Source organism: uncultured Sunxiuqinia sp. (genome assembly GCF_963974515.1).
Taxonomy (GTDB): Bacteria; Bacteroidota; Bacteroidia; order Bacteroidales; family Prolixibacteraceae; genus Sunxiuqinia.
The window spans coordinates 18,560-36,007 of record NZ_CAXBDD010000022.1; the positions used below are offsets into that span (position 1 = coordinate 18,560).

General features: G+C 43.3%; 19 protein-coding genes. 9 read left to right on the forward strand and 10 right to left on the reverse strand.

Annotated elements, in window-relative coordinates; genetic code table 11:
• Nucleotides 1-88 precede the first annotated feature (88 nt).
• The 5 genes from yajC to AAC033_RS07450 form a co-directional block, all read right to left on the reverse strand.
• Nucleotides 89-403, reverse strand: coding sequence for a preprotein translocase subunit YajC (gene yajC, locus AAC033_RS07430; protein ID WP_339736720.1), 315 nt, complete (start codon nt 401-403; stop codon nt 89-91).
• Between the two features lie 11 nt (nt 404-414).
• The gene (locus AAC033_RS07435; protein WP_339736721.1) at nt 415-849 is read right to left on the reverse strand and encodes a DUF1573 domain-containing protein; all 435 of its coding nucleotides are present in this window, start codon (nt 847-849) and stop codon (nt 415-417) included.
• Nucleotides 846-1,811, reverse strand: coding sequence for a transcription antitermination factor NusB (nusB, locus tag AAC033_RS07440; RefSeq protein ID WP_339736722.1), 966 nt, complete (start codon nt 1,809-1,811; stop codon nt 846-848). Before nusB ends, AAC033_RS07435 begins: the two co-directional genes overlap by 4 nt.
• A gap of 68 nt (nt 1,812-1,879) precedes the next feature.
• On the reverse strand, nt 1,880-2,602 hold the full coding sequence (locus AAC033_RS07445; protein WP_339736723.1) for a rhomboid family intramembrane serine protease: 723 nt from the start codon (nt 2,600-2,602) through the stop codon (nt 1,880-1,882).
• Nucleotides 2,603-3,625, reverse strand: coding sequence for a low specificity L-threonine aldolase (locus tag AAC033_RS07450; protein ID WP_339736724.1), 1,023 nt, complete (start codon nt 3,623-3,625; stop codon nt 2,603-2,605). It lies immediately after the preceding gene.
• Nucleotides 3,626-3,780: 155 nt separating this feature from the next.
• Here AAC033_RS07450 and AAC033_RS07455 point away from each other — a divergent pair, with 155 nt between their 5' ends.
• On the forward strand, nt 3,781-5,085 hold the full coding sequence (locus AAC033_RS07455; RefSeq protein WP_339736725.1) for a deoxyribodipyrimidine photo-lyase: 1,305 nt from the start codon (nt 3,781-3,783) through the stop codon (nt 5,083-5,085).
• 451 nt (nt 5,086-5,536) lie between these two features.
• Complete coding sequence (locus AAC033_RS07460) at nt 5,537-5,824, forward strand: hypothetical protein (protein ID WP_339736726.1); 288 nt, start codon at nt 5,537-5,539, stop codon at nt 5,822-5,824.
• A gap of 272 nt (nt 5,825-6,096) precedes the next feature.
• Here the strand turns inward: AAC033_RS07460 and AAC033_RS07465 are convergent, their stop codons facing one another.
• Nucleotides 6,097-6,639 (reverse strand): glutathione peroxidase, encoded by a 543-nt coding sequence (locus tag AAC033_RS07465; protein ID WP_339736727.1) that lies wholly within the window; start codon nt 6,637-6,639, stop codon nt 6,097-6,099.
• A gap of 152 nt (nt 6,640-6,791) precedes the next feature.
• Between AAC033_RS07465 and AAC033_RS07470 the strand changes: the two genes are divergently transcribed.
• From AAC033_RS07470 to AAC033_RS07485, 4 genes are all read left to right on the forward strand, one after another.
• The gene (locus AAC033_RS07470) at nt 6,792-7,895 is read left to right on the forward strand and encodes a DNA polymerase III subunit gamma/tau (protein ID WP_339736728.1); all 1,104 of its coding nucleotides are present in this window, start codon (nt 6,792-6,794) and stop codon (nt 7,893-7,895) included.
• Between the two features lie 23 nt (nt 7,896-7,918).
• Nucleotides 7,919-8,536 carry a hypothetical protein gene (locus tag AAC033_RS07475; protein WP_339736729.1) on the forward strand — a complete coding sequence of 206 codons (618 nt, stop codon included), beginning with the start codon at nt 7,919-7,921 and terminating at the stop codon, nt 8,534-8,536.
• A gap of 112 nt (nt 8,537-8,648) precedes the next feature.
• On the forward strand, nt 8,649-9,161 hold the full coding sequence (locus tag AAC033_RS07480) for a ferritin (RefSeq protein ID WP_339736730.1): 513 nt from the start codon (nt 8,649-8,651) through the stop codon (nt 9,159-9,161).
• Between the two features lie 93 nt (nt 9,162-9,254).
• Nucleotides 9,255-11,441, forward strand: coding sequence for a RelA/SpoT family protein (locus AAC033_RS07485; RefSeq protein WP_339736731.1), 2,187 nt, complete (start codon nt 9,255-9,257; stop codon nt 11,439-11,441).
• Nucleotides 11,442-11,516: 75 nt separating this feature from the next.
• Here the strand turns inward: AAC033_RS07485 and AAC033_RS07490 are convergent, their stop codons facing one another.
• Nucleotides 11,517-12,539, reverse strand: coding sequence for an aldo/keto reductase (locus AAC033_RS07490; RefSeq protein ID WP_339736732.1), 1,023 nt, complete (start codon nt 12,537-12,539; stop codon nt 11,517-11,519).
• 180 nt (nt 12,540-12,719) lie between these two features.
• Here AAC033_RS07490 and AAC033_RS07495 point away from each other — a divergent pair, with 180 nt between their 5' ends.
• Nucleotides 12,720-13,199: a glutathione peroxidase gene (locus AAC033_RS07495; RefSeq protein WP_339736733.1), complete on the forward strand. Its 480-nt coding sequence runs from the start codon at nt 12,720-12,722 to the stop codon at nt 13,197-13,199.
• 81 nt (nt 13,200-13,280) lie between these two features.
• Here the strand turns inward: AAC033_RS07495 and AAC033_RS07500 are convergent, their stop codons facing one another.
• Nucleotides 13,281-13,880 carry a nitroreductase gene (locus AAC033_RS07500; RefSeq protein WP_339736734.1) on the reverse strand — a complete coding sequence of 200 codons (600 nt, stop codon included), beginning with the start codon at nt 13,878-13,880 and terminating at the stop codon, nt 13,281-13,283.
• Between the two features lie 387 nt (nt 13,881-14,267).
• Here AAC033_RS07500 and AAC033_RS07505 point away from each other — a divergent pair, with 387 nt between their 5' ends.
• Both AAC033_RS07505 and AAC033_RS07510 read left to right on the forward strand, forming a co-directional pair.
• Entirely contained in the window at nt 14,268-15,713 is a 1,446-nt protein-coding gene (locus AAC033_RS07505) for a hypothetical protein (RefSeq protein WP_339736735.1), read from the forward strand.
• A 46-nt stretch (nt 15,714-15,759) separates the two neighbouring features.
• The gene (locus AAC033_RS07510) at nt 15,760-16,041 is read left to right on the forward strand and encodes a tetratricopeptide repeat protein (protein ID WP_339736736.1); all 282 of its coding nucleotides are present in this window, start codon (nt 15,760-15,762) and stop codon (nt 16,039-16,041) included.
• 45 nt (nt 16,042-16,086) lie between these two features.
• On the opposite strand, the gene AAC033_RS07515 is transcribed toward AAC033_RS07510, so the two are convergent.
• The gene (locus tag AAC033_RS07515; protein WP_339736737.1) at nt 16,087-16,620 is read right to left on the reverse strand and encodes an RsmD family RNA methyltransferase; all 534 of its coding nucleotides are present in this window, start codon (nt 16,618-16,620) and stop codon (nt 16,087-16,089) included.
• Complete coding sequence (locus AAC033_RS07520) at nt 16,617-17,447, reverse strand: DUF3822 family protein (RefSeq protein WP_339736738.1); 831 nt, start codon at nt 17,445-17,447, stop codon at nt 16,617-16,619. The genes AAC033_RS07515 and AAC033_RS07520 overlap by 4 nt, the downstream gene beginning before the upstream one ends.
• Nucleotide 17,448 lies beyond the last annotated feature (1 nt).

Consider the following 17,448-nt stretch of genomic DNA (forward strand, 5'->3'; position numbering starts at 1 on the left):
TATTTATCCATTTGTTTTCCACGAAATCAAAGATAAAAAAAAGGGTTGACTTGCAGCCGACCCTTTCCGTCTTTTGGTCAATCTAATATTATTTCTGCGGAGTTACATCCGACATGTCTTTCACTACGGCGCTTTTGTCAACACGTAGTTTTACATTGTCATCCACCTGAAGCAGCAGGTAAGTTTCTTTAATTTCAACAACTTTACCGTAAATTCCGCCGGTGGTTACCACTTTGTCGCCTTTTGCAAGACTTTCGCGAAATTTTTTCAATTCCTTTTGGCGTTTTACCTGTGGTCTGATCATGAAAAAGTAGAATACAACTATGATCAGGATTAACGGTAAAAATGTTGTAATCGGGTTTTGCTCGGCACCCGGCTGCGGGGACATTAATAAGTAGTTCATCTTTTTATTCTTTAGTTTTTACTGTATAAATTTATAATCTCATTTTCTACGGTTGCTGCAATTGTAAGCTTGCTTATTTCAGGTTGTGTGTTGGCATAAATCCGTATTTCTTTGTAAATCCGTCCTGTTTCTCCGGCACTGTTAAAAACGACTTCAATGAAGTCTGAGGTTCCCGGATCAATTGGCTTTTCAGGAAAATGGCTGGTTATACAGCCGCAATCGCTTTCAATTTTATCAATCATCAGCACGCCATCACCAAGGTTTGTAAACTGAAAATTATAGGCTACAACCTCACCTGCCTGCAGGCTTCCAAAATTATAGAATTCTTCCTGAAACTCAAACTTTGGTGTGCCACTGTTTGATGTTGTTTTATCCGAAGGTTTGCTGTTTTTGCTTTGGCAACCCACAAGGATAAACAGCATAAAGATGGCGGTGGTGTTTTTCATGAAGGTTTGTTATCGTCTTCACCAATTAAACCCCTGCCGGCTTTCCTTACTTTTTCTTCTGCTTTCAGCGCTTTTAGCGCTTTGTCCAGAATACCATTAATAAAGTTCCGGCTTTTCTTGGTGCTGTAATATTTCGAAAGTTCGATGTATTCGTTCAGCGTTACTTTCGTCGGAATGGAAGGGAAATATAAAAATTCGGCAATGGCCATTTCCAGGATTAATTCGTCAATGAAAGCAATTCTGTCCACATCCCAATTAACGGTGTGTTTTGTGATTACACCTTTCAATTCATCGTGGTTCAGCACGACTTTGCGATAGAGATCTTTCGAGAACTGGCGATCCTCTTCATCTTTAAACATGGGGAGTAGTGCCTGATCTTCCCGTGTATATTCCTTAAATTTTTTTAAGGTTTTGAGGATCATGCTTACCACAAAATCAAGGTCATCATTCCAGTAAATGCTTTGTTCTTCCAGAATGCTGTCCACGTCTTCAGACTGAAGAATGATTTCGGCAATCAATTGTTCCACAAATTTCCGGTCAGCTTGGTACGAATCATCCGCAGCCTCCATGTAGCTTTTGTAAAAATCACTGGCAATTAACTCGGCGTATAATTTCCGGATCAAATCTGACTCATTCACCCAGCTTAACTTCGACTGGGCAAGGTATTTATTCAGACTCTCATTCGTCTGCAGCTGGGCAATCAATTGGTTGCGGATGAATCGATTATTGGGGTTCAGGTCTTCTGCGGTAGGAAAGTGTTTTTTCTTTCTCAGCTCAATCACCGATTCAGCATGTTTGCTGATTTCAATTACCAAATCCAGTAAATAATGATAAAGGTCGTATGTTTTTTGGATACTGAAGAAGAGTTCTTTCTCGGTATTATTAATTGATTTGTCAGGCGTGGAATAGAAGGCGTATAAAACCTGCAAAACTTTAATGCGAATAATTCTTCTGCTAATCATTGTCTTAGAACTAGTTTTCTTTTTTGAGGGTGGCAAAGTTACACAATTTCTTTTCTGCTGTTCAACATCTAATCGTTTTTTTCATCCTTTCTCTCATAATCTTTGCCGGTGTGGGTGCTTGTATAAAAAGTGGTTTGCTCTTCGTCATCTTCTTCGGGTTCGTCCTCCCATTCGAAGTGTGGTCGTTGTGGTCCTTGGTTACGGTAGTAAATGCTGAGTAATAATCCACTGGCAGCCCCCCACAAATGACTTTCCCATGATACCCCCGGTTTGAGTGGGAAAATTCCCCAGAACATACCACCGTACAGAAATACGACTATAATGGCAATGGTGAGTAGTTTCACATCGTTCCGAAAGATTCCGCTGAAAAACAGGAACGATGCCAAACCGTAAACCACCCCGCTGGCTCCGATGTGCCAGGCTTCACGGCCTCCCAGCCACACGCAAAGGCCCGAGAGAAAATAAACCAGGATGAAAATCCGGTAGGCCAACTTCCGGTAGAAATAGAATAAAGCCAGTGAAAGCACAAAAAACGGGATGGAGTTGGCCGCCAGATGTTTGTACCCGCTGTGGATGAAAGGCGAAAAAAGGATGCCTTTTAGTCCTTCGGCCTTTAGTGGATAAATACCGTAGGTGGCAAACTCAATATTCAAGGTCGACTCAACTAAAAAAACCAACCAAAAAGCAAGCAGAAAAAGACTGGGAAACACCAGACTGTGTTTGAAGATTTTCTTTTCAAGCTCTGGATCAGTCGATTCGTGTTTTGGCGGATAATAGTTGAATAAGGGCATTTAAATCAGTTTATCAATTAATTGCACAAAGCCGTATATGTCTTCTTCGGTTGTATCGAAGGAGGTCATCCAGCGAACTTCGCAAGAGGATTCGTTCCACACGTAGAAGAAGTATTTTTCCTGCAGTTTCGGGATCACATCTTTCGGAAGAATGGCAAACACGCCATTGGCTTCGGTTTTTTGGGTCAGTTTCACTTTGCCGGTTTTCAGCACTTCTTTTTCAAGTAGTTTAGCCATTTGGTTGGCATGCGAAGCATTGGATTTCCATAGATCGTTTTCGAAATAAGCCAGGAACTGCGCACCTACAAAGCGCATTTTTGAGAAAAGCTGCATGCTTTGTTTGCGAATATATTTGGTGTTGGTCGTTAGTTTCGGATTAAAAAAGACAACTGCTTCGCCCATGAGCATCCCATTTTTTGTGCCGCCAAACGAAAGCATGTCTACTCCGGCCTCGATCGTAAATGCTTTGAACGGAAGTCCGAGGGCGACAGCAGCATTGGCAATGCGTGCCCCGTCCATGTGAACCAGCATGTTGTGCTGGTGGGCGAGAGCAGTAATCGCTTTAATTTCGTCAACCGAATACACGGTTCCCAGCTCCGTTACCTGTGAAATGGAAATCACTTTGGGCTGCGAGTGATGTTCAAAATTGAAACCATGCAGATATTTCTGAATGCCGGCCGGCGTAATTTTCCCTTGATCACTGGGGACTGGTAGCAATTTGCACCCGGTGAATTTCTCCGGTGCACCACATTCATCCACTTCAATGTGGGCTGTGTCAGCACAGATAATCGAGTGGAATGAATGAGTGACGGTTGAAAGGGCCAGCACATTAGCGCCTGTTCCATTAAAAACGAAATACACATCGGTCTCAGGTCCAAATTCTTTTTTGAACAAACTGATGGCCTCGCGGGTGGTGGGATCGTCTCCATAGCCAATCACATGGCCGGTATTTGCTTTTTCGATTGCTTTCAGGATATCCGGATGAACTCCGGCATTATTGTCGCTGGCAAAGCCTCTGCTCATGATTTGATTTTTTATCAAGGGTTTAACAATTTAAAGGTACTAGTGTTTTAACTTTACAACAGCTGGTCCAATCGCTTTTTTGCTAAAACAGAATTTCGCACGGGCGTTGTAAGGCAGCATAAAAGAAAAGAAAAATTTGATCTGAACAAATTCGAATGAAAGAAAAAATTAACCTGTTTTGGTTTCGTCGCGACCTGAGAATTGCCGACAACCATGGGTTTTATCAAGCGCTCACCTCCGGCAAGCCAGTATTGCCGGTGTTTATTTACGACACGAATATCTTGAATGATCTGGATGATGATGACAGCCGGGTGGAGTTTGTTTACAGACAGGTGAATCGCTTAAAAGCCGAATTTGAACGAAATAACAGCACATTTTGGATTTTTCATGGTAAACCACTGGCTGCCTTTAAACGCTTGTGGATGGAGTATGAAATTGATACTGTTTTTACGAATGAGGATTACGAACCATACGCCCGCGAGCGCGATGAGCGTGTGAAAACTTTTTTGAATTCGGGTGAAGTCAATTTCCTGTCTTTCAAAGATCAAGTGGTTTTCCACAAAGATGAAGTGGTGAAACCCGACGGGAAACCCTACACAGTTTTTACACCCTATAGCAAAAAGTGGCTACAAAAGCTAAATGAACAACCGTTTGAGAGTTATCCTTCAGAAAAACTCCTTCGGAGCCTGTTTAAAATAGAGCCAATGAACGATGTTAAGCTTCGCGACTTGGGATTTCGATCCGGGAAGCTGGAATTTCCGGACAAGGATATCGAAGTGAACCTGTTGAAAGAATATGCTTCCCGCCGCGATTTTCCGGCGCTGGAAGGCACTTCGCATCTGGGCATCCACTTGCGTTTTGGAACAATTAGCATTAGGCAGCTTACCCGAAAGTCCATGCAACATTCGCCGGTTTTTTTGAATGAGCTGATTTGGAGAAATTTCTACATGGATATTCTCTGGCACTTTCCGCATGTAGAGAAGCGGGCATTCAAACCGGCCTACGATTTTATTCCTTGGCTGAATTCTGAAAAGGACTTTGCCCGTTGGCGCGAAGGAACAACCGGATACCCTTTGGTTGATGCGGGGATGCGGCAATTGAATGAAACGGGCTACATGCATAACCGCATTCGGATGGTGACCGCCAGTTTCTTGTGTAAACACCTGCTTATTGACTGGCGATGGGGTGAAGCTTACTTTGCCGAAAGGTTGCTCGACTACGAGCTGGCTTCCAACAATGGCGGCTGGCAATGGGCTGCCGGGACCGGTTGCGATGCCGCACCCTATTTCCGGGTGTTTAACCCAAGCTTGCAAGCCCAAAAATTCGATGCGGATCAAAATTACATTCGCAAATGGGTTCCTGAGTTTGAAAGTCCGAATTATCCGCGCCCGATCGTCGATCACCCAACGGCCCGACAACGCGCCATAGATACTTATAAGAAAGCGCTAACCGGCAGGTAGCCCTATCTTTTCGTGTGATCGTGTTGTCATTGACGATTTCATCCATGCTGAACTTTTCAGCTTGGGAGATGATGGGCGCAGAATCCAATGGAAGTACCGCAACACTCGCTTAATACACTGCAATAAGTGCTTGATGGCTAACAACAAGCCTTGGATGTAATGCCACAACTGATAAATGGCTGACAATAACTTCGGCTTGGCAAACAAGAATCAACAACCAGGATGTACGACACATGTACGGATCTTTATCATTCAGCTAAGCAGAAATTTGAATTTTCTGCATCGATTTCTTCACTGGTGTGATCTTTTTAAATAAAACCAGAATCCATGAATAAAGGACAAATCAACCGCAAGGAAATGGATGACTCCGTGATCTACTATCTCGATATATAACCAGAAAAGAGGTCCCTCATCCCCGAAAGTAGGGGAATTTTAAAATGAGCTTGGCACCGTGAACGATCAGATTGAGCAATCGCATGCTGCTCAGCAATCCGCTCAGGTTTATTTAAGTATAGCTAAAAAGAAGCTCAAGCGCCTGATTGCAGCTAAATCCAATAATTTGAACGATGCGCTGGAAACTTTTGCGGTAGTGACTGGCGATATGAAGCTGGAAAACAAAATGAATGAATCATTCTCGGACCTGGTTCGAGCTACGAACCTCGCTTTTATTCCGAAGATTAAAGAGGTTATTGAGGCAGCTGAAGCTCATATCGATGTACTTCAGCCGAATTTGGAGTAGGCCCGGAGCAAATCGATGACTTGAAAGCGGATTTGCACAACTTTATGGAGTGGAACGCCTCGATCTCAATTTCTACAATGACTACCTGGTCGCCAGGGAGGAGGTGGATAATTAGGGCCTTTTTGGGCTATTTAACGTGCCCGGTGATTATACCCTTTTCAGGCTTCTGAAATTCCAAAGGGTCAGCCGGCGTACAAATCGAACCAAAAATAAAGACCACAAATTATTGCGGTCTTTATTGGCTGTGGGAGCACTTTTTTTTATTTGCTGATTTACGAATCTCCTTTCACCCAATTGACAATCTTTTCATCATTGGGTTTGGTTTTGGGTTCGGCATAATCTACCAAATGGCCTTTTTCGTCAATCATGTACTTTTGAAAGTTCCAGCTCACCTCAGAATCTGAAACACCATTTTTTTCTTTCTGGGTTAGCCACTGGTAAAGCGGATGCATGTCATCGCCTTTCACCGATATCTTTGACATCATCGGAAAAGTAACCCCGTAGTTGCGTTCGCAAAATTCCGCGATCTCTTCATTTGATCCCGGTTCCTGTTCGTTGAAATTATTGGCCGGAAAACCAATGATTGTGAATTCGTCACCACCATATTCGTCGTAAAGTTTTTGCAGTAATTCGTATTGGGGGGTCAGACCGCATTTCGAAGCGGTATTCACCACCAGTACTTTTTTGCCTTTCAGTTGGCTCAAATCAAAGTCGGAACCTTCAATGTCCTGAACTTTGAAATCGTGCAGGCTTGTTTGACTAAATCCGAACGAGGCCAGAAATATCAATGTGAATAAAAAAGCTAATTTTTTCATGATTAAATGTTGTTTGGTTTAACTTCATCTAAAACAGCAAGAAACAGAAAAAGTTTGATGCCAGCAACCGCTGAGGTTCTTAATTCTTGTTAATAAATTCCCCCTGAATTTCCTCGCAAAATGTTTATCTTTGGGCTTCATCAAACAAGACTATGGAGAATTTTATTGTTTCTGCCAGAAAATACAGGCCCGATACTTTTCAAACGGTTGTTGGACAGTTGTCGATCACTTCGACTCTGAAGAATGCCATCAAAAACAACCAACTGGCGCATGCCTACTTGTTTTGTGGCCCTCGTGGGGTTGGAAAAACAACCTGTGCCCGTATTTTTGCGAAAACAATTAATTGTCAGAATCTCACAGCCGAAATCGAACCCTGCAACCAATGCGAATCTTGCCAGGCGTTTAACAGCAGCCGTTCGTACAATATTCATGAGCTGGATGCCGCTTCGAACAACTCGGTGGATGACATTCGAAATTTGACGGACCAGGTTCGCATTCCTCCGCAAATTGGAAAATACAGCATCTACATTATCGATGAGGTTCACATGTTGTCGCAGGCTGCATTCAATGCCTTTTTGAAGACGCTGGAAGAACCGCCCAAACATGCTATTTTTATTTTGGCAACCACCGAAAAACACAAGATCATTCCAACCATTTTGTCGCGTTGCCAGATTTTTGATTTCAACAGGATAAAAATTGGGGATATTTCAGACCATTTGGGATTTGTGGCTAAAAGTGAACAGGTTGCCATTGAATCGGAAGCACTGAATGTGATTGCGCACAAAGCCGATGGTGCCATGCGTGACGCGCTTTCAATCTTCGATCAGATTGTAAGTTTTTCAGGACGCGAGATCACCTATAAAGATGTGATTTCGAATCTGAATGTGCTGGACTACGATTATTATTTTCGCTTGATCGACTTACTCCTGAAAAACGATGTGCCCAATGCCTTGCTCCTTTTTAACGAAGTGCTGGATCATGGTTTCGACGGGCATCATTTTATCAACGGGCTGAGCAGTCATATTCGCGATTTACTGGTTTGCAAAGACCCGGTAACGGTGCAGCTGCTTGAAGTTGGTGGTGAAATCAGGGAGAAGTACAAAGCCCAGGCAACGATCTGTGATGCTGGCTTTTTGCTTGAAGCCATGAAGATCAGTAACGAATGTGATATGCAATACAAGACCAGTCAGAACAAACGCTTGCTGGTTGAACTGAGCTTGATTAAAATGGCCCAGCTCACTTTAAAAAAAAAATAGCTGACGATACTGATACGCAGGAATTGGAGCCCATATTTTCTGGAGTTCAGGAGCGGGCAGTAACCAAGGAAAACCCCGGCGTATCAAAAACTGAACAGACACAACAAAAAGCATCCAGCGAGACTGAGGTTCCCGCTAAAGTCCCGGTAAAAAGGATGATCAAGAAGCGCGGGAGCAGTTATACGCCTTCCATCAAAGATGCGATTTCGGGTAAGCTCGTAGAAAAAGGAGAGGAGGATGCTCAGGAGAAGCTGAAGTATTACGTTGGAGAGCAGCTAGCGGAGCCATTTACGCAAGAACAGTTTGCTGATAAATGGGCTGAGTACCTCCAGCGTTTGGATGATCGTCCGAACTTAAAGGCCACTCTCTCGAAGACGCCGCAAATTTTTGACAATCACAAGCTTAAATTGCCGATCGATAATTCTGTGCAGCTTGAGGAGATCAATAAAATTAAGCCCGATTTGGTTTCCTGGTTGCGCAAAGAACTGCGAAATACAGGCATCGAACTAATTACAGATATTGTTGTTCAGGAATCAGAGTACAAGCCCTATTCAGAAACCGAAAAGCTGGCTGAGATGGTGAGGAAAAATCCGAATTTGGCTTTGTTGAAACAACGATTTAATCTCGACTTTGGTGAATAGCCGAGGCCATTCGATTTTAAACCATTGTTAACCGTTCATGAAATGATATGGCAAAAAGAACCAGTCAATTATTTTTTAGTATTTTTGAGTAAAACATAAAAAGGAGGTCACTATGCTTAAAGAAAAAGTTTTAAACGCCCTAAACAAACAGATTAATGCAGAAATGCACTCAGCTTACCTTTATTTATCCATGTCAGCTTATTTGCAAGACAAAGGATTAGCTGGCTTTGCCAACTGGATGAAAGTGCAGTACAAAGAAGAACTTTCGCATGCTTTGAAAATATTTGACTATGTGAACGAAAGAAATGGTCGTGTGGTGCTTGAACCGATTGCCGGAGTCCCTATTGAGTTTGACGGAATTATCGATGTTTTTGAGAAGACATTGGAACACGAGCAAAAGGTAACTCAGATGATTGATCAGTTAATGGATGTGGCAGTTGCCGACAGCGATCATGCTACACAGAGTTTTTTACAGTGGTTTGTTGACGAACAGGTGGAAGAAGAAGCCAATGTGAATGAGTTGCTTGATAATTTGCGCTTGATAGATGGACAAGGAAATGGGGTTTTTATGCTTAACCGCGAATTACAATCCCGTACCTTTGTCGACGCAACACAGGCAGAATAAGAAATTTCGTTTGAAAATTATTGAAAGGCTGCCTGTATTGGGTGGCCTTTTTTGTTAACCCGATTGTACGATCGATCCTGAAAATCCGGTGTGATGAATAAACTAATTGAAAGCGCATGGTCAGAATTGAGGGAAACCTGCCAGAAATCCCCTTCTGTTGATGAGTTGGTTGAAATAGAAAGAGCTTTTGACTTTGCCTGGCAGTCCCTTGGTGAAAATACCTGGCCCAACGGCGAACTGATCATGGTCCATTCACTTGAAGTGGCACAGGTGGTAGCCCAGGAAGTGGGGTTGGGGGTCAGTTCCATTATCGCCGGAATGTTGCACAATGTCACCTACGAAAAGCTCAGTAACCGTCCCGATTTGCAGACCATTGAAAGTCGGTTTGGGCCGGTGGTCGCCGGTATTTTGGAAGGGATGGCGAAAATTAACGCCTTAGGAACAGATACGGTTGATCTGCATTCGGAGAACTACCGGAAATTGATGCTGGCGCTGGCCGGCGACGTTCGGGTTATTTTGGTGAAAATCTCCGATAGGCTGCACGTGATGCGTCATTTGGGAGACTATCCAGCCAGTTCTCAGCAGAAAATAGCGATGGAAACAGCCCACCTTTATGCACCTTTGGCACATCGTTTAGGATTGTATTATGTGAATTCCGAAATGCTGGATTTGTGTCTGAAATTTACCAATCCGGATGCTTATCAATATGTTTCGGATCGATTGGAAGAGAGCAAAGAGGAACGCAAAAACTTTGTGGCCGCGTTTGTGAAGCCGATTGAGGAAAAGCTGAAAGCCCGCGGTTTTCAGTTCGACATGAAAGCACGCACCAAGGCGATTAACTCCATTTGGAAAAAAATGCAAAACAGTAAGGTCAGCTTCGATGAAGTGTATGACTTGTTTGCAATCCGTGTCATTCTGGATTCGAAACAAGAATTGGAAAAATCGGATTGCTGGCAGGTGTATTCCATTGTTACTGACGAGTACCAATCGAACCCCGAACGGATGCGCGATTGGATTACCGTGCCAAAATCAAATGGTTACGAGAGTTTGCATGCTACGGTATTGGGGCCGCATAAAAAGTGGGTTGAAATTCAGATCCGCACGAAGCGCATGGATGAGATTGCAGAGAAGGGCCTCGCTGCTCACTGGAAATACAAAGGGGGATCGGCCAGCGCCGAAATGGAAAGCTGGCTGGCCAATGTTCGCGAAATTTTAGAAAATCCGGACTTGAATATTGTCGATTTTATTGATGATTTCAACACAAACATTTATAACGACGAAATTTTCGTATTTACCCCTAAAGGTGATTTGAAGCGCTTGCCTGCCGGCGCCACCTTGCTCGACTTTGCATATGAAATTCACTCGGAAGTGGGCGATCATTGCGTTGGAGGAATGTTGGATGGTCGGAAAGTGACTCTGCGGTATAAACTTAAAAATGGAGACCAGGTGTCAGTAGACACTTCGTCTAAACAGCAACCCAAGCTCGATTGGCTTGATTTTGTAATTACCACCAAAGCGAAATCGCGGATAAAAGCCAGTGTCAATGAAGAGCGTAAGAATGAAGCGGAGAAAGGGAAGGAGATTTTGCTTCGGAAGTTGAAAAACTGGAAGATTGATTACAATGATGACCTGATCCGGATGCTTTTAAAGCATTACAACCTGAAGCTGGCCCAGGAGTTATATTACAATATTTCCGTTGGAAAAATAGAGCCCTTGGCGATTAAAGAGCTGGTTGTAGAAAAAGAAACCGAAGCAACAGCCAGACAGAAAGTGGAAGAGATTCTGCCTCTGGATCAGTTGAAAGATCTTGATTTCTCGAGCGGGAACGACTATTTGGTGATCGACAACAACATTAAAAACGTCAACCATAAGCTGGCGCCTTGCTGCAATCCAATTTTCGGTGATCCGATTTTTGGCTTTGTCACCATCAGCGATGGTATTAAGATTCATCGTCGTTCGTGCCCCAATGCCAAGCAACTGTTTGAGCGTTATCCTTACCGGGTCATTCCGGCTCGTTGGCGCGACTCAAAAAAGCGAAGCTCATTTCAGGCGACCATCCGATTGTCAGGAACCGACGAAACGGGGATTGTGGCTAATATATCGCATGTCATCGCCAAAGATATTGGCGTTCAAATGCGTTCCATCAACATCGATTCGGTCAATGGTGAATTTGAAGGGACTTTGCGTGTTTTTGTTAACAACCTGGAGCACCTGGACTTTTTGATGCATAAGCTGCAGAACATCAAAGGCGTGCTTAATGTATCGCGAGCCGATACTTAAGAGTGGTCGAATTGAAGTGAAAAATCCCTCAAAAGCAGATGAGGGATTCTTTGTAAGAAATAACAATGCGCTTCGTTATTGTGGGAACCGGTCACGCATTTGTCGCTCAACCATCCATGCCGGATACTCCGGCGTGAGGGCACTAATGGCATCTAGTTGCTCCATCTCCGCATCAGTAAGTTCAAGCTGTGTCGAAGCGAGGTTGTCGTTTAGCTGCTCCATTTTTTTTGCGCCAATAATAATGCTGCTAACCCCCGGTTTTTTTAACATCCAGGCTAAAGCAACCTGTGCCGCCGAAACCTCGTGGCTTCTGGCGATGGCGAGCATTACATCAATAATGTCGTACGCTTTTACTTTGTCTATTGGCGGAAAGTCGAATTCGTCGCGGCGGCTGTCACCTGCTTTTTCTTGCTGCCGTGTGTATTTTCCGGAAAGAAAACCTCCGGCCAATGGGCTCCAGGGCATGATTCCAATGTTTTCTGCTTGCGCCATGGGGATGATTTCGCGTTCGATATCGCGCGAAGCCAGACTGTAGTAATATTGGCCAGCCGAAAATTTGGTCCAGCCATTCCGTTCAGCAATAGCATTGGCTTTGGTTACCATCCACGCCGGATGATTACTGATGCCAATGTAACGAACTTTACCGGAGCGCACGACATCTTCCAGTCCGCGCATGGTTTCCTCGAGAGGCGTGAGCGGATCAACGCCATGAATGTAGAGCAAGTCGATATGGCTCAGTCCCATTCGTTTCAAGCTGTCATTAACCGAATCCATGATGTGTAAACGCGACAGGCCAACCTGGTTAGTTCCGGGCCCCATTCGTATTCTTACTTTCGTTGCGATCACCAATTGTTGGCGGTTGATCCCCAGATCTTTCAGCGATTTGCCCAGCATGGTCTCCGAAAGGCCTTCCGAATAGGCATTGGCCGTGTCAATAAAATTGATACCACCATCGATGGCTGTCTTCACAAGTTGATTGACTTCCTCTTGCGGAACTTTGCCGATGGTTTCCCAAAAGCCGCGTCCGCCAAAAGTCATGGTTCCCAAACAAAGCTCTGAAACTAATACTCCGGTGTTTCCCAATTGATTGTATCTCATAATCTTAATAAATTGAAGGTTGCTGTTTTAAAGGCATAACAATTTCGGTTTGCAGATGGTTGTCTTTCAAGAATAAACAATTGCCGAGTTCTCTCCAAAGCAATTATTTTTAGAGAAAGGAAATTGATTCATTATCGTGTGCGATGGAAATTCTATATTTGTGTCGCGAACGATATAAATATGAAAACAAGTTTTTATGAATTTGCAGCCCGTACGATCCAGGGTAAAGAAGTGTCGATGGAGCAGTACCGTGGAAAAGTTGTTTTGATTGTGAACACCGCCAGCAAGTGTGGGTTTACGCCTCAATACGAAGGGCTGGAGAAATTACATGAACAATATAATGATCGTGGCCTCGTGATTTTGGGTTTTCCATGCAATCAGTTTGGTAATCAGGAACCAGGTTCAGAACAGGAAATTCAGAACGGCTGCCTGATAAATTATGGTGTTACGTTTCAGATGTTCGGAAAGGTTGAAGTGAACGGAGATAATGCGCATCCTGTTTTTCAGTTTCTAAAGAAGAAACTACCCGGATTGTTTGGAGGCAAAATCAAATGGAACTTTACGAAGTTTTTGATTGATCGGGACGGAAATCCGGTAAAGCGTTTTGCGCCAGTCACGAAGCCTGAAAAAATGGAAAAGGATATTCTGATGCTGCTTTGAGGCAATGAATGAGCAAAATTAGCCGTCCGCTAAGCCGGATGATTATGGTTCTCAAATGATTTTTCCCAAACCCTTCGAATACTATTCTCTGATCCACTCGGTTTTGTCGCTGGCAACAATCCTTGTTCGCTTCGGACGTTGAAACGACTTGTCTGGTTCGCCCAAAATGAAAAAACCAATGGGTGTGTCTTCTTCTTCCAGTTTTAAAAAATCACGCATCTGATTGGAGTAACAAATATCTCCGGTGCTTAGATAACCTCCAATTTCAAAAGCCTTCAAACTAAGGTAGATGTTTTCAACAGCGCAGGCTACCGACACAATATCTTCTTGTTTTGGAAAACGTTTGTACGGATCGCGTTTAGCAATGATGGCGATCACGTGCGAAACCCTTTTCCACTTGTCGTTGTATGCCTGGTATTTAAAATCGAAAAATTTGTCAGGAGGTGTGATTTGCTTGTAGATTTCCTGCTGAGTGCTGAAAAATCGTTTGACACCATGACCTGCAAAAACTTTAAAGTGCCAAGCCTGCACCAAGCCATGCGAAGGCGCCCAGCTGGCATTCTCCAATAGTTTTTCAATCACGGAATCATCAATCTGGCTCCCTTCTTTCAAGCCATTTACAAAAGTCGATTCCCTGCTTTTGATCCATTCTGAAATATCATGCGCCGTATTTTCCATCATTTGGGTTCCATTTGTTTTGTATGAATTAAACACCTGAGCCGGCTGGAGGTTTACACTCGTTCTGCAAGTTCGTCCAGAGAGTCGAAAAGTGTTAACGATTGTTATAAATCGCTTTTCGAGTAGCTTCCAGAATAATAATCGGCGCGATTTCGTGTTTAATGATTGTGATCGTTGCTGAGAGATGATTGAATGGTTGTCGACTACTTTCCTTATTTTCTGTTGGTTAGTTTGGAGTATATTGCGTTTTAACTCCCACTAAAGTCACAAATGATTTAATTTTCAATGGTCACCATGAAGCGAGTTATGATGGGATTTCTCGATGCAGGCAAATTTGTATCATGCGGAGTTCGGCTTTTTTTACAACTAAAAATTAACAATTTAGAAAATATGAGATTAATAGCACTAACCCTTGTGTGTATGTTCCCGTTGTTCCTGGCATGCCAGTCAGATCCAACGGAGCTTTCTGAAAATATAAAGAACACCCAATTTACCAGTCAGGATGAAGAGTTGGTGATAAGGCCGTATACTGAAAATCCCCGTTATTGGCAATATCAAGGCAAGCCCGTTTTGCTATTGGGAGCGACGAATAACGACAATTTATTTCAGTCTGCCGACATGAAGGAGCAGCTGGATTTGCTCTCCAGCATTGGCGGAAACTATATTCGAAATACGATGAGTTCCCGCGATGATGGCGATATTTGGCCTTTCCACAAGCAAGCCAACGGGCTTTATGACTTGGAAGAGTGGAATGATCAGTACTGGAAGCAATTCGAAGAACTATTGAAATTAACCGCTGAGCGGAATATTATTGTTCAGATTGAAGTCTGGGACCGATTTGACTTTTCACAGGAATTCTGGCAACTAAATCCCTTCAATCCGAAAAATAACACCAATTATTCGGTTTCTGCCAGTGGAATGGCTGATGATTACCCGCATCATCCTGGTGGTGACTTACAGACTTTTTTTCATAGCTTGGAGGGTATGCCGCGATACATGGCGGAACTGGACAAAATTCGTGCTTATCAGGAAAAATTTGTCAAGAAAATGTTGTCGTATTCATTGAACTATGGGCATGTTTTATACTGCATCAATAACGAAACGAACACTCCGGTGGAATGGGGGAAATACTGGATTAATTTCATAAACGAGGAAGCCGGCACAAATTTGATTTATGCGACGGATATGTTCGACCAGTTTTTAGAACCTCAGTCCTGCGAGTCATGTCTGGAAGCCTTGATGAGCCCCGATGAATATGCCTTTGTCGACGCCTCACAGCTAAACTGGAATAATGGTCAGGAGCATTGGGATAATTTGCGATGGGTGATGGGACAAAGGGAAAAAATGACCTTGCGACCAGTGAACAGTGTTAAGGTATATGGCAAGGCAAGCGCTTCAGGTTCAAATGGAGGTGTTAAGCGTTTTTGCCGGGATGTGATAGGGGGATTTGCATCGGTAAGGTTCCACAGGCCTGCGACTGGAAACGGCTTGAACGAATCTGCTATTGCTGCCATCAAATCAGTTCGGAAAATTGAAACGGTTGATCGCTTTTGGAATCTGGAGCCTCAAGAGAGCTTGCTGAGCGGGCGAGAATCCAACGAAGCCTATTTAACGGCCAATGTAGGAGAAACATATGTGCTCTTGTTCCCAAATAGCGGAACTGTTAAAATAGATTTGAGTAAACATCCCAAAATATTTTATGCCCGATGGATTAGCATCGCAACCGGGGAATGGGGGAATAAATTTCAATTTGAGGGCGGTGGATTTCAGGAAATTGCAACACCGGACTCAAAAGGATGGTTTGTTGTTATATCAGATCGTGATTCTTTTGAATAAGGTTTGTAGATTTGTGCTTCATTTTAATGATTGAATAGAACACCGGATGATGACTGAAGAATTGAATCATATAAAAAAGCAGGTGAAGTTAAATTTGTTGGACGAAGCACTTCTTCTGATTGAACACGGGCTTCATCAAAGGCCGAGTTGTGCCGAACTATACTACCTTCAAGGACAAATCTTTTACAAACAACAGCAGTGGGGACAGGCAATTAATGCATTCAACCGGGTTTTGGAAATTGATCCGAACCATCCTGATGCGCAGTCGCAGATTGATATGGCCAATAGTATTTTGGGGTATTTTACGCCTGACATGTTTAATCCGTAGACGCCACGGTCTTTCCTTTCCTGCGGTTGTCTCGATTGACACGGATCATCTGAAAAAACTAAAATGGACACTTCCGTAATGACGGCTCTCCTGGAATTCTTCTCGCCCTGAGAAATCAAAATACTTGGAGTGTTCGAGTATGAACAGCCCATTTTCTTTGAGTAGATGATTGTTAAAGATCAGTGCGGGAATTTCGTTGAACCGGGGATGATCATAGGGTGGATCAGCGAAAATTAAATCAAATTTTTGGGTCGTCTGCTCGCAATAACTAAAGGCATTTCCCTTAATAGCCCGGACCTCATTGGCGGCATCCAGTTTATGAATGATGGACTTGATAAATTGATGGTGTTGAAAGTTAAGCTCAATCGTGGTGATGTCCGTGCATCCCCTCGATAAAAATTCAAATGAAATACTTCCTGTTCCGGCAAATAAATCCAGTACCTTCAACTCTTCAAAATTGACCTGATTGGTTAAAATATTGAATAGGCTTTCTTTGGCCATGTCCGTTGTGGGTCTGGCTTTGAAGGTTTTTCCAGGGCTAAATTGGCGCCCGCGGTGAATTCCGCCTACAATTCTCATTCCTGATCATTTAAAAGATTAACAAAGCGGGCATCAGGAAGCTGATCAAACAGGTAGCTATAGTACACCTCACTGCTTGGTGAGACGATTGTAACGTCCTTGAAGTATTGCCGAAGCAGGTGATAGATTGGAGATCGTTTGTTCACCCGGCCACTCAACTGAATTGTGAGTTCGTTGACCTGCTCAGATTGCACCACATTCAGAATATAATATAGCAAATCGTTGTCATTGCGGTATTTGAACGAATTGCAGAAACGGATGGTGGTTTGATCAAGCAAAGTCAGCGTTAGTTGATTACGATAAAGCAGGACATTCATCACTGGATGCAGACTTGTTTGGCGTGCGCTTGCACTAAGTTGTAACGCGAGTTCATTCTGAATTACAACGCCCGGATGTTTTCCGTTTACGAATTGCTTAACTTTTCGGGGCATGGCCATCTGCAAAACCTGATCGAAAGGTTTTACCGGCAGGTAGCAGAACTCCTCATCATCAGCTAAGTCCATGTTCAGTTGACAGATTGCCTGCCCATGGCGCTCCTCAAAGAAAGATTTAGGAAGAAGCATCATTCTGCCGGGCGAAGAAAAAATCAGCTTAGTTCTTTTGAAATCACCATTCAGTATCTCGAATTCGGAATAAATATCCTTTAGCTTACGATGAAGAAACTTGGGATTACCTGAAAATTCCTTGTGAAACAAGTAGATGTATTTGTTTTGCAGTCCATCCCGGATACAAAAAGAAAATCCATCCAGACTAAACTGGATGGATAAATAATATTCTGGTGTGAAATTTAAATCAAAGGTTTCGTCAACAAGCAATAAGTGCTGCATA

What these genes read in the sequence shown, in the direction of transcription:
- yajC (WP_339736720.1), bottom strand. Translation starts at nt 403, where the DNA reads ATGAACTACTTATTAATGTCCCCGCAGCCGGGTGCCGAGCAAAACCCG.
- AAC033_RS07435 (WP_339736721.1), bottom strand. Translation starts at nt 849, where the DNA reads ATGAAAAACACCACCGCCATCTTTATGCTGTTTATCCTTGTGGGTTGC.
- nusB (WP_339736722.1), bottom strand. Translation starts at nt 1,811, where the DNA reads ATGATTAGCAGAAGAATTATTCGCATTAAAGTTTTGCAGGTTTTATAC.
- AAC033_RS07445 (WP_339736723.1), bottom strand. Translation starts at nt 2,602, where the DNA reads ATGCCCTTATTCAACTATTATCCGCCAAAACACGAATCGACTGATCCA.
- AAC033_RS07450 (WP_339736724.1), bottom strand. Translation starts at nt 3,625, where the DNA reads ATGAGCAGAGGCTTTGCCAGCGACAATAATGCCGGAGTTCATCCGGAT.
- AAC033_RS07455 (WP_339736725.1), top strand. Translation starts at nt 3,781, where the DNA reads ATGAAAGAAAAAATTAACCTGTTTTGGTTTCGTCGCGACCTGAGAATT.
- AAC033_RS07465 (WP_339736727.1), bottom strand. Translation starts at nt 6,639, where the DNA reads ATGAAAAAATTAGCTTTTTTATTCACATTGATATTTCTGGCCTCGTTC.
- AAC033_RS07470 (WP_339736728.1), top strand. Translation starts at nt 6,792, where the DNA reads ATGGAGAATTTTATTGTTTCTGCCAGAAAATACAGGCCCGATACTTTT.
- AAC033_RS07480 (WP_339736730.1), top strand. Translation starts at nt 8,649, where the DNA reads ATGCTTAAAGAAAAAGTTTTAAACGCCCTAAACAAACAGATTAATGCA.
- AAC033_RS07485 (WP_339736731.1), top strand. Translation starts at nt 9,255, where the DNA reads ATGAATAAACTAATTGAAAGCGCATGGTCAGAATTGAGGGAAACCTGC.
- AAC033_RS07490 (WP_339736732.1), bottom strand. Translation starts at nt 12,539, where the DNA reads ATGAGATACAATCAATTGGGAAACACCGGAGTATTAGTTTCAGAGCTT.
- AAC033_RS07495 (WP_339736733.1), top strand. Translation starts at nt 12,720, where the DNA reads ATGAAAACAAGTTTTTATGAATTTGCAGCCCGTACGATCCAGGGTAAA.
- AAC033_RS07500 (WP_339736734.1), bottom strand. Translation starts at nt 13,880, where the DNA reads ATGATGGAAAATACGGCGCATGATATTTCAGAATGGATCAAAAGCAGG.
- AAC033_RS07505 (WP_339736735.1), top strand. Translation starts at nt 14,268, where the DNA reads ATGAGATTAATAGCACTAACCCTTGTGTGTATGTTCCCGTTGTTCCTG.
- AAC033_RS07510 (WP_339736736.1), top strand. Translation starts at nt 15,760, where the DNA reads ATGATGACTGAAGAATTGAATCATATAAAAAAGCAGGTGAAGTTAAAT.
- AAC033_RS07515 (WP_339736737.1), bottom strand. Translation starts at nt 16,620, where the DNA reads ATGAGAATTGTAGGCGGAATTCACCGCGGGCGCCAATTTAGCCCTGGA.
- AAC033_RS07520 (WP_339736738.1), bottom strand. Translation starts at nt 17,447, where the DNA reads ATGCAGCACTTATTGCTTGTTGACGAAACCTTTGATTTAAATTTCACA.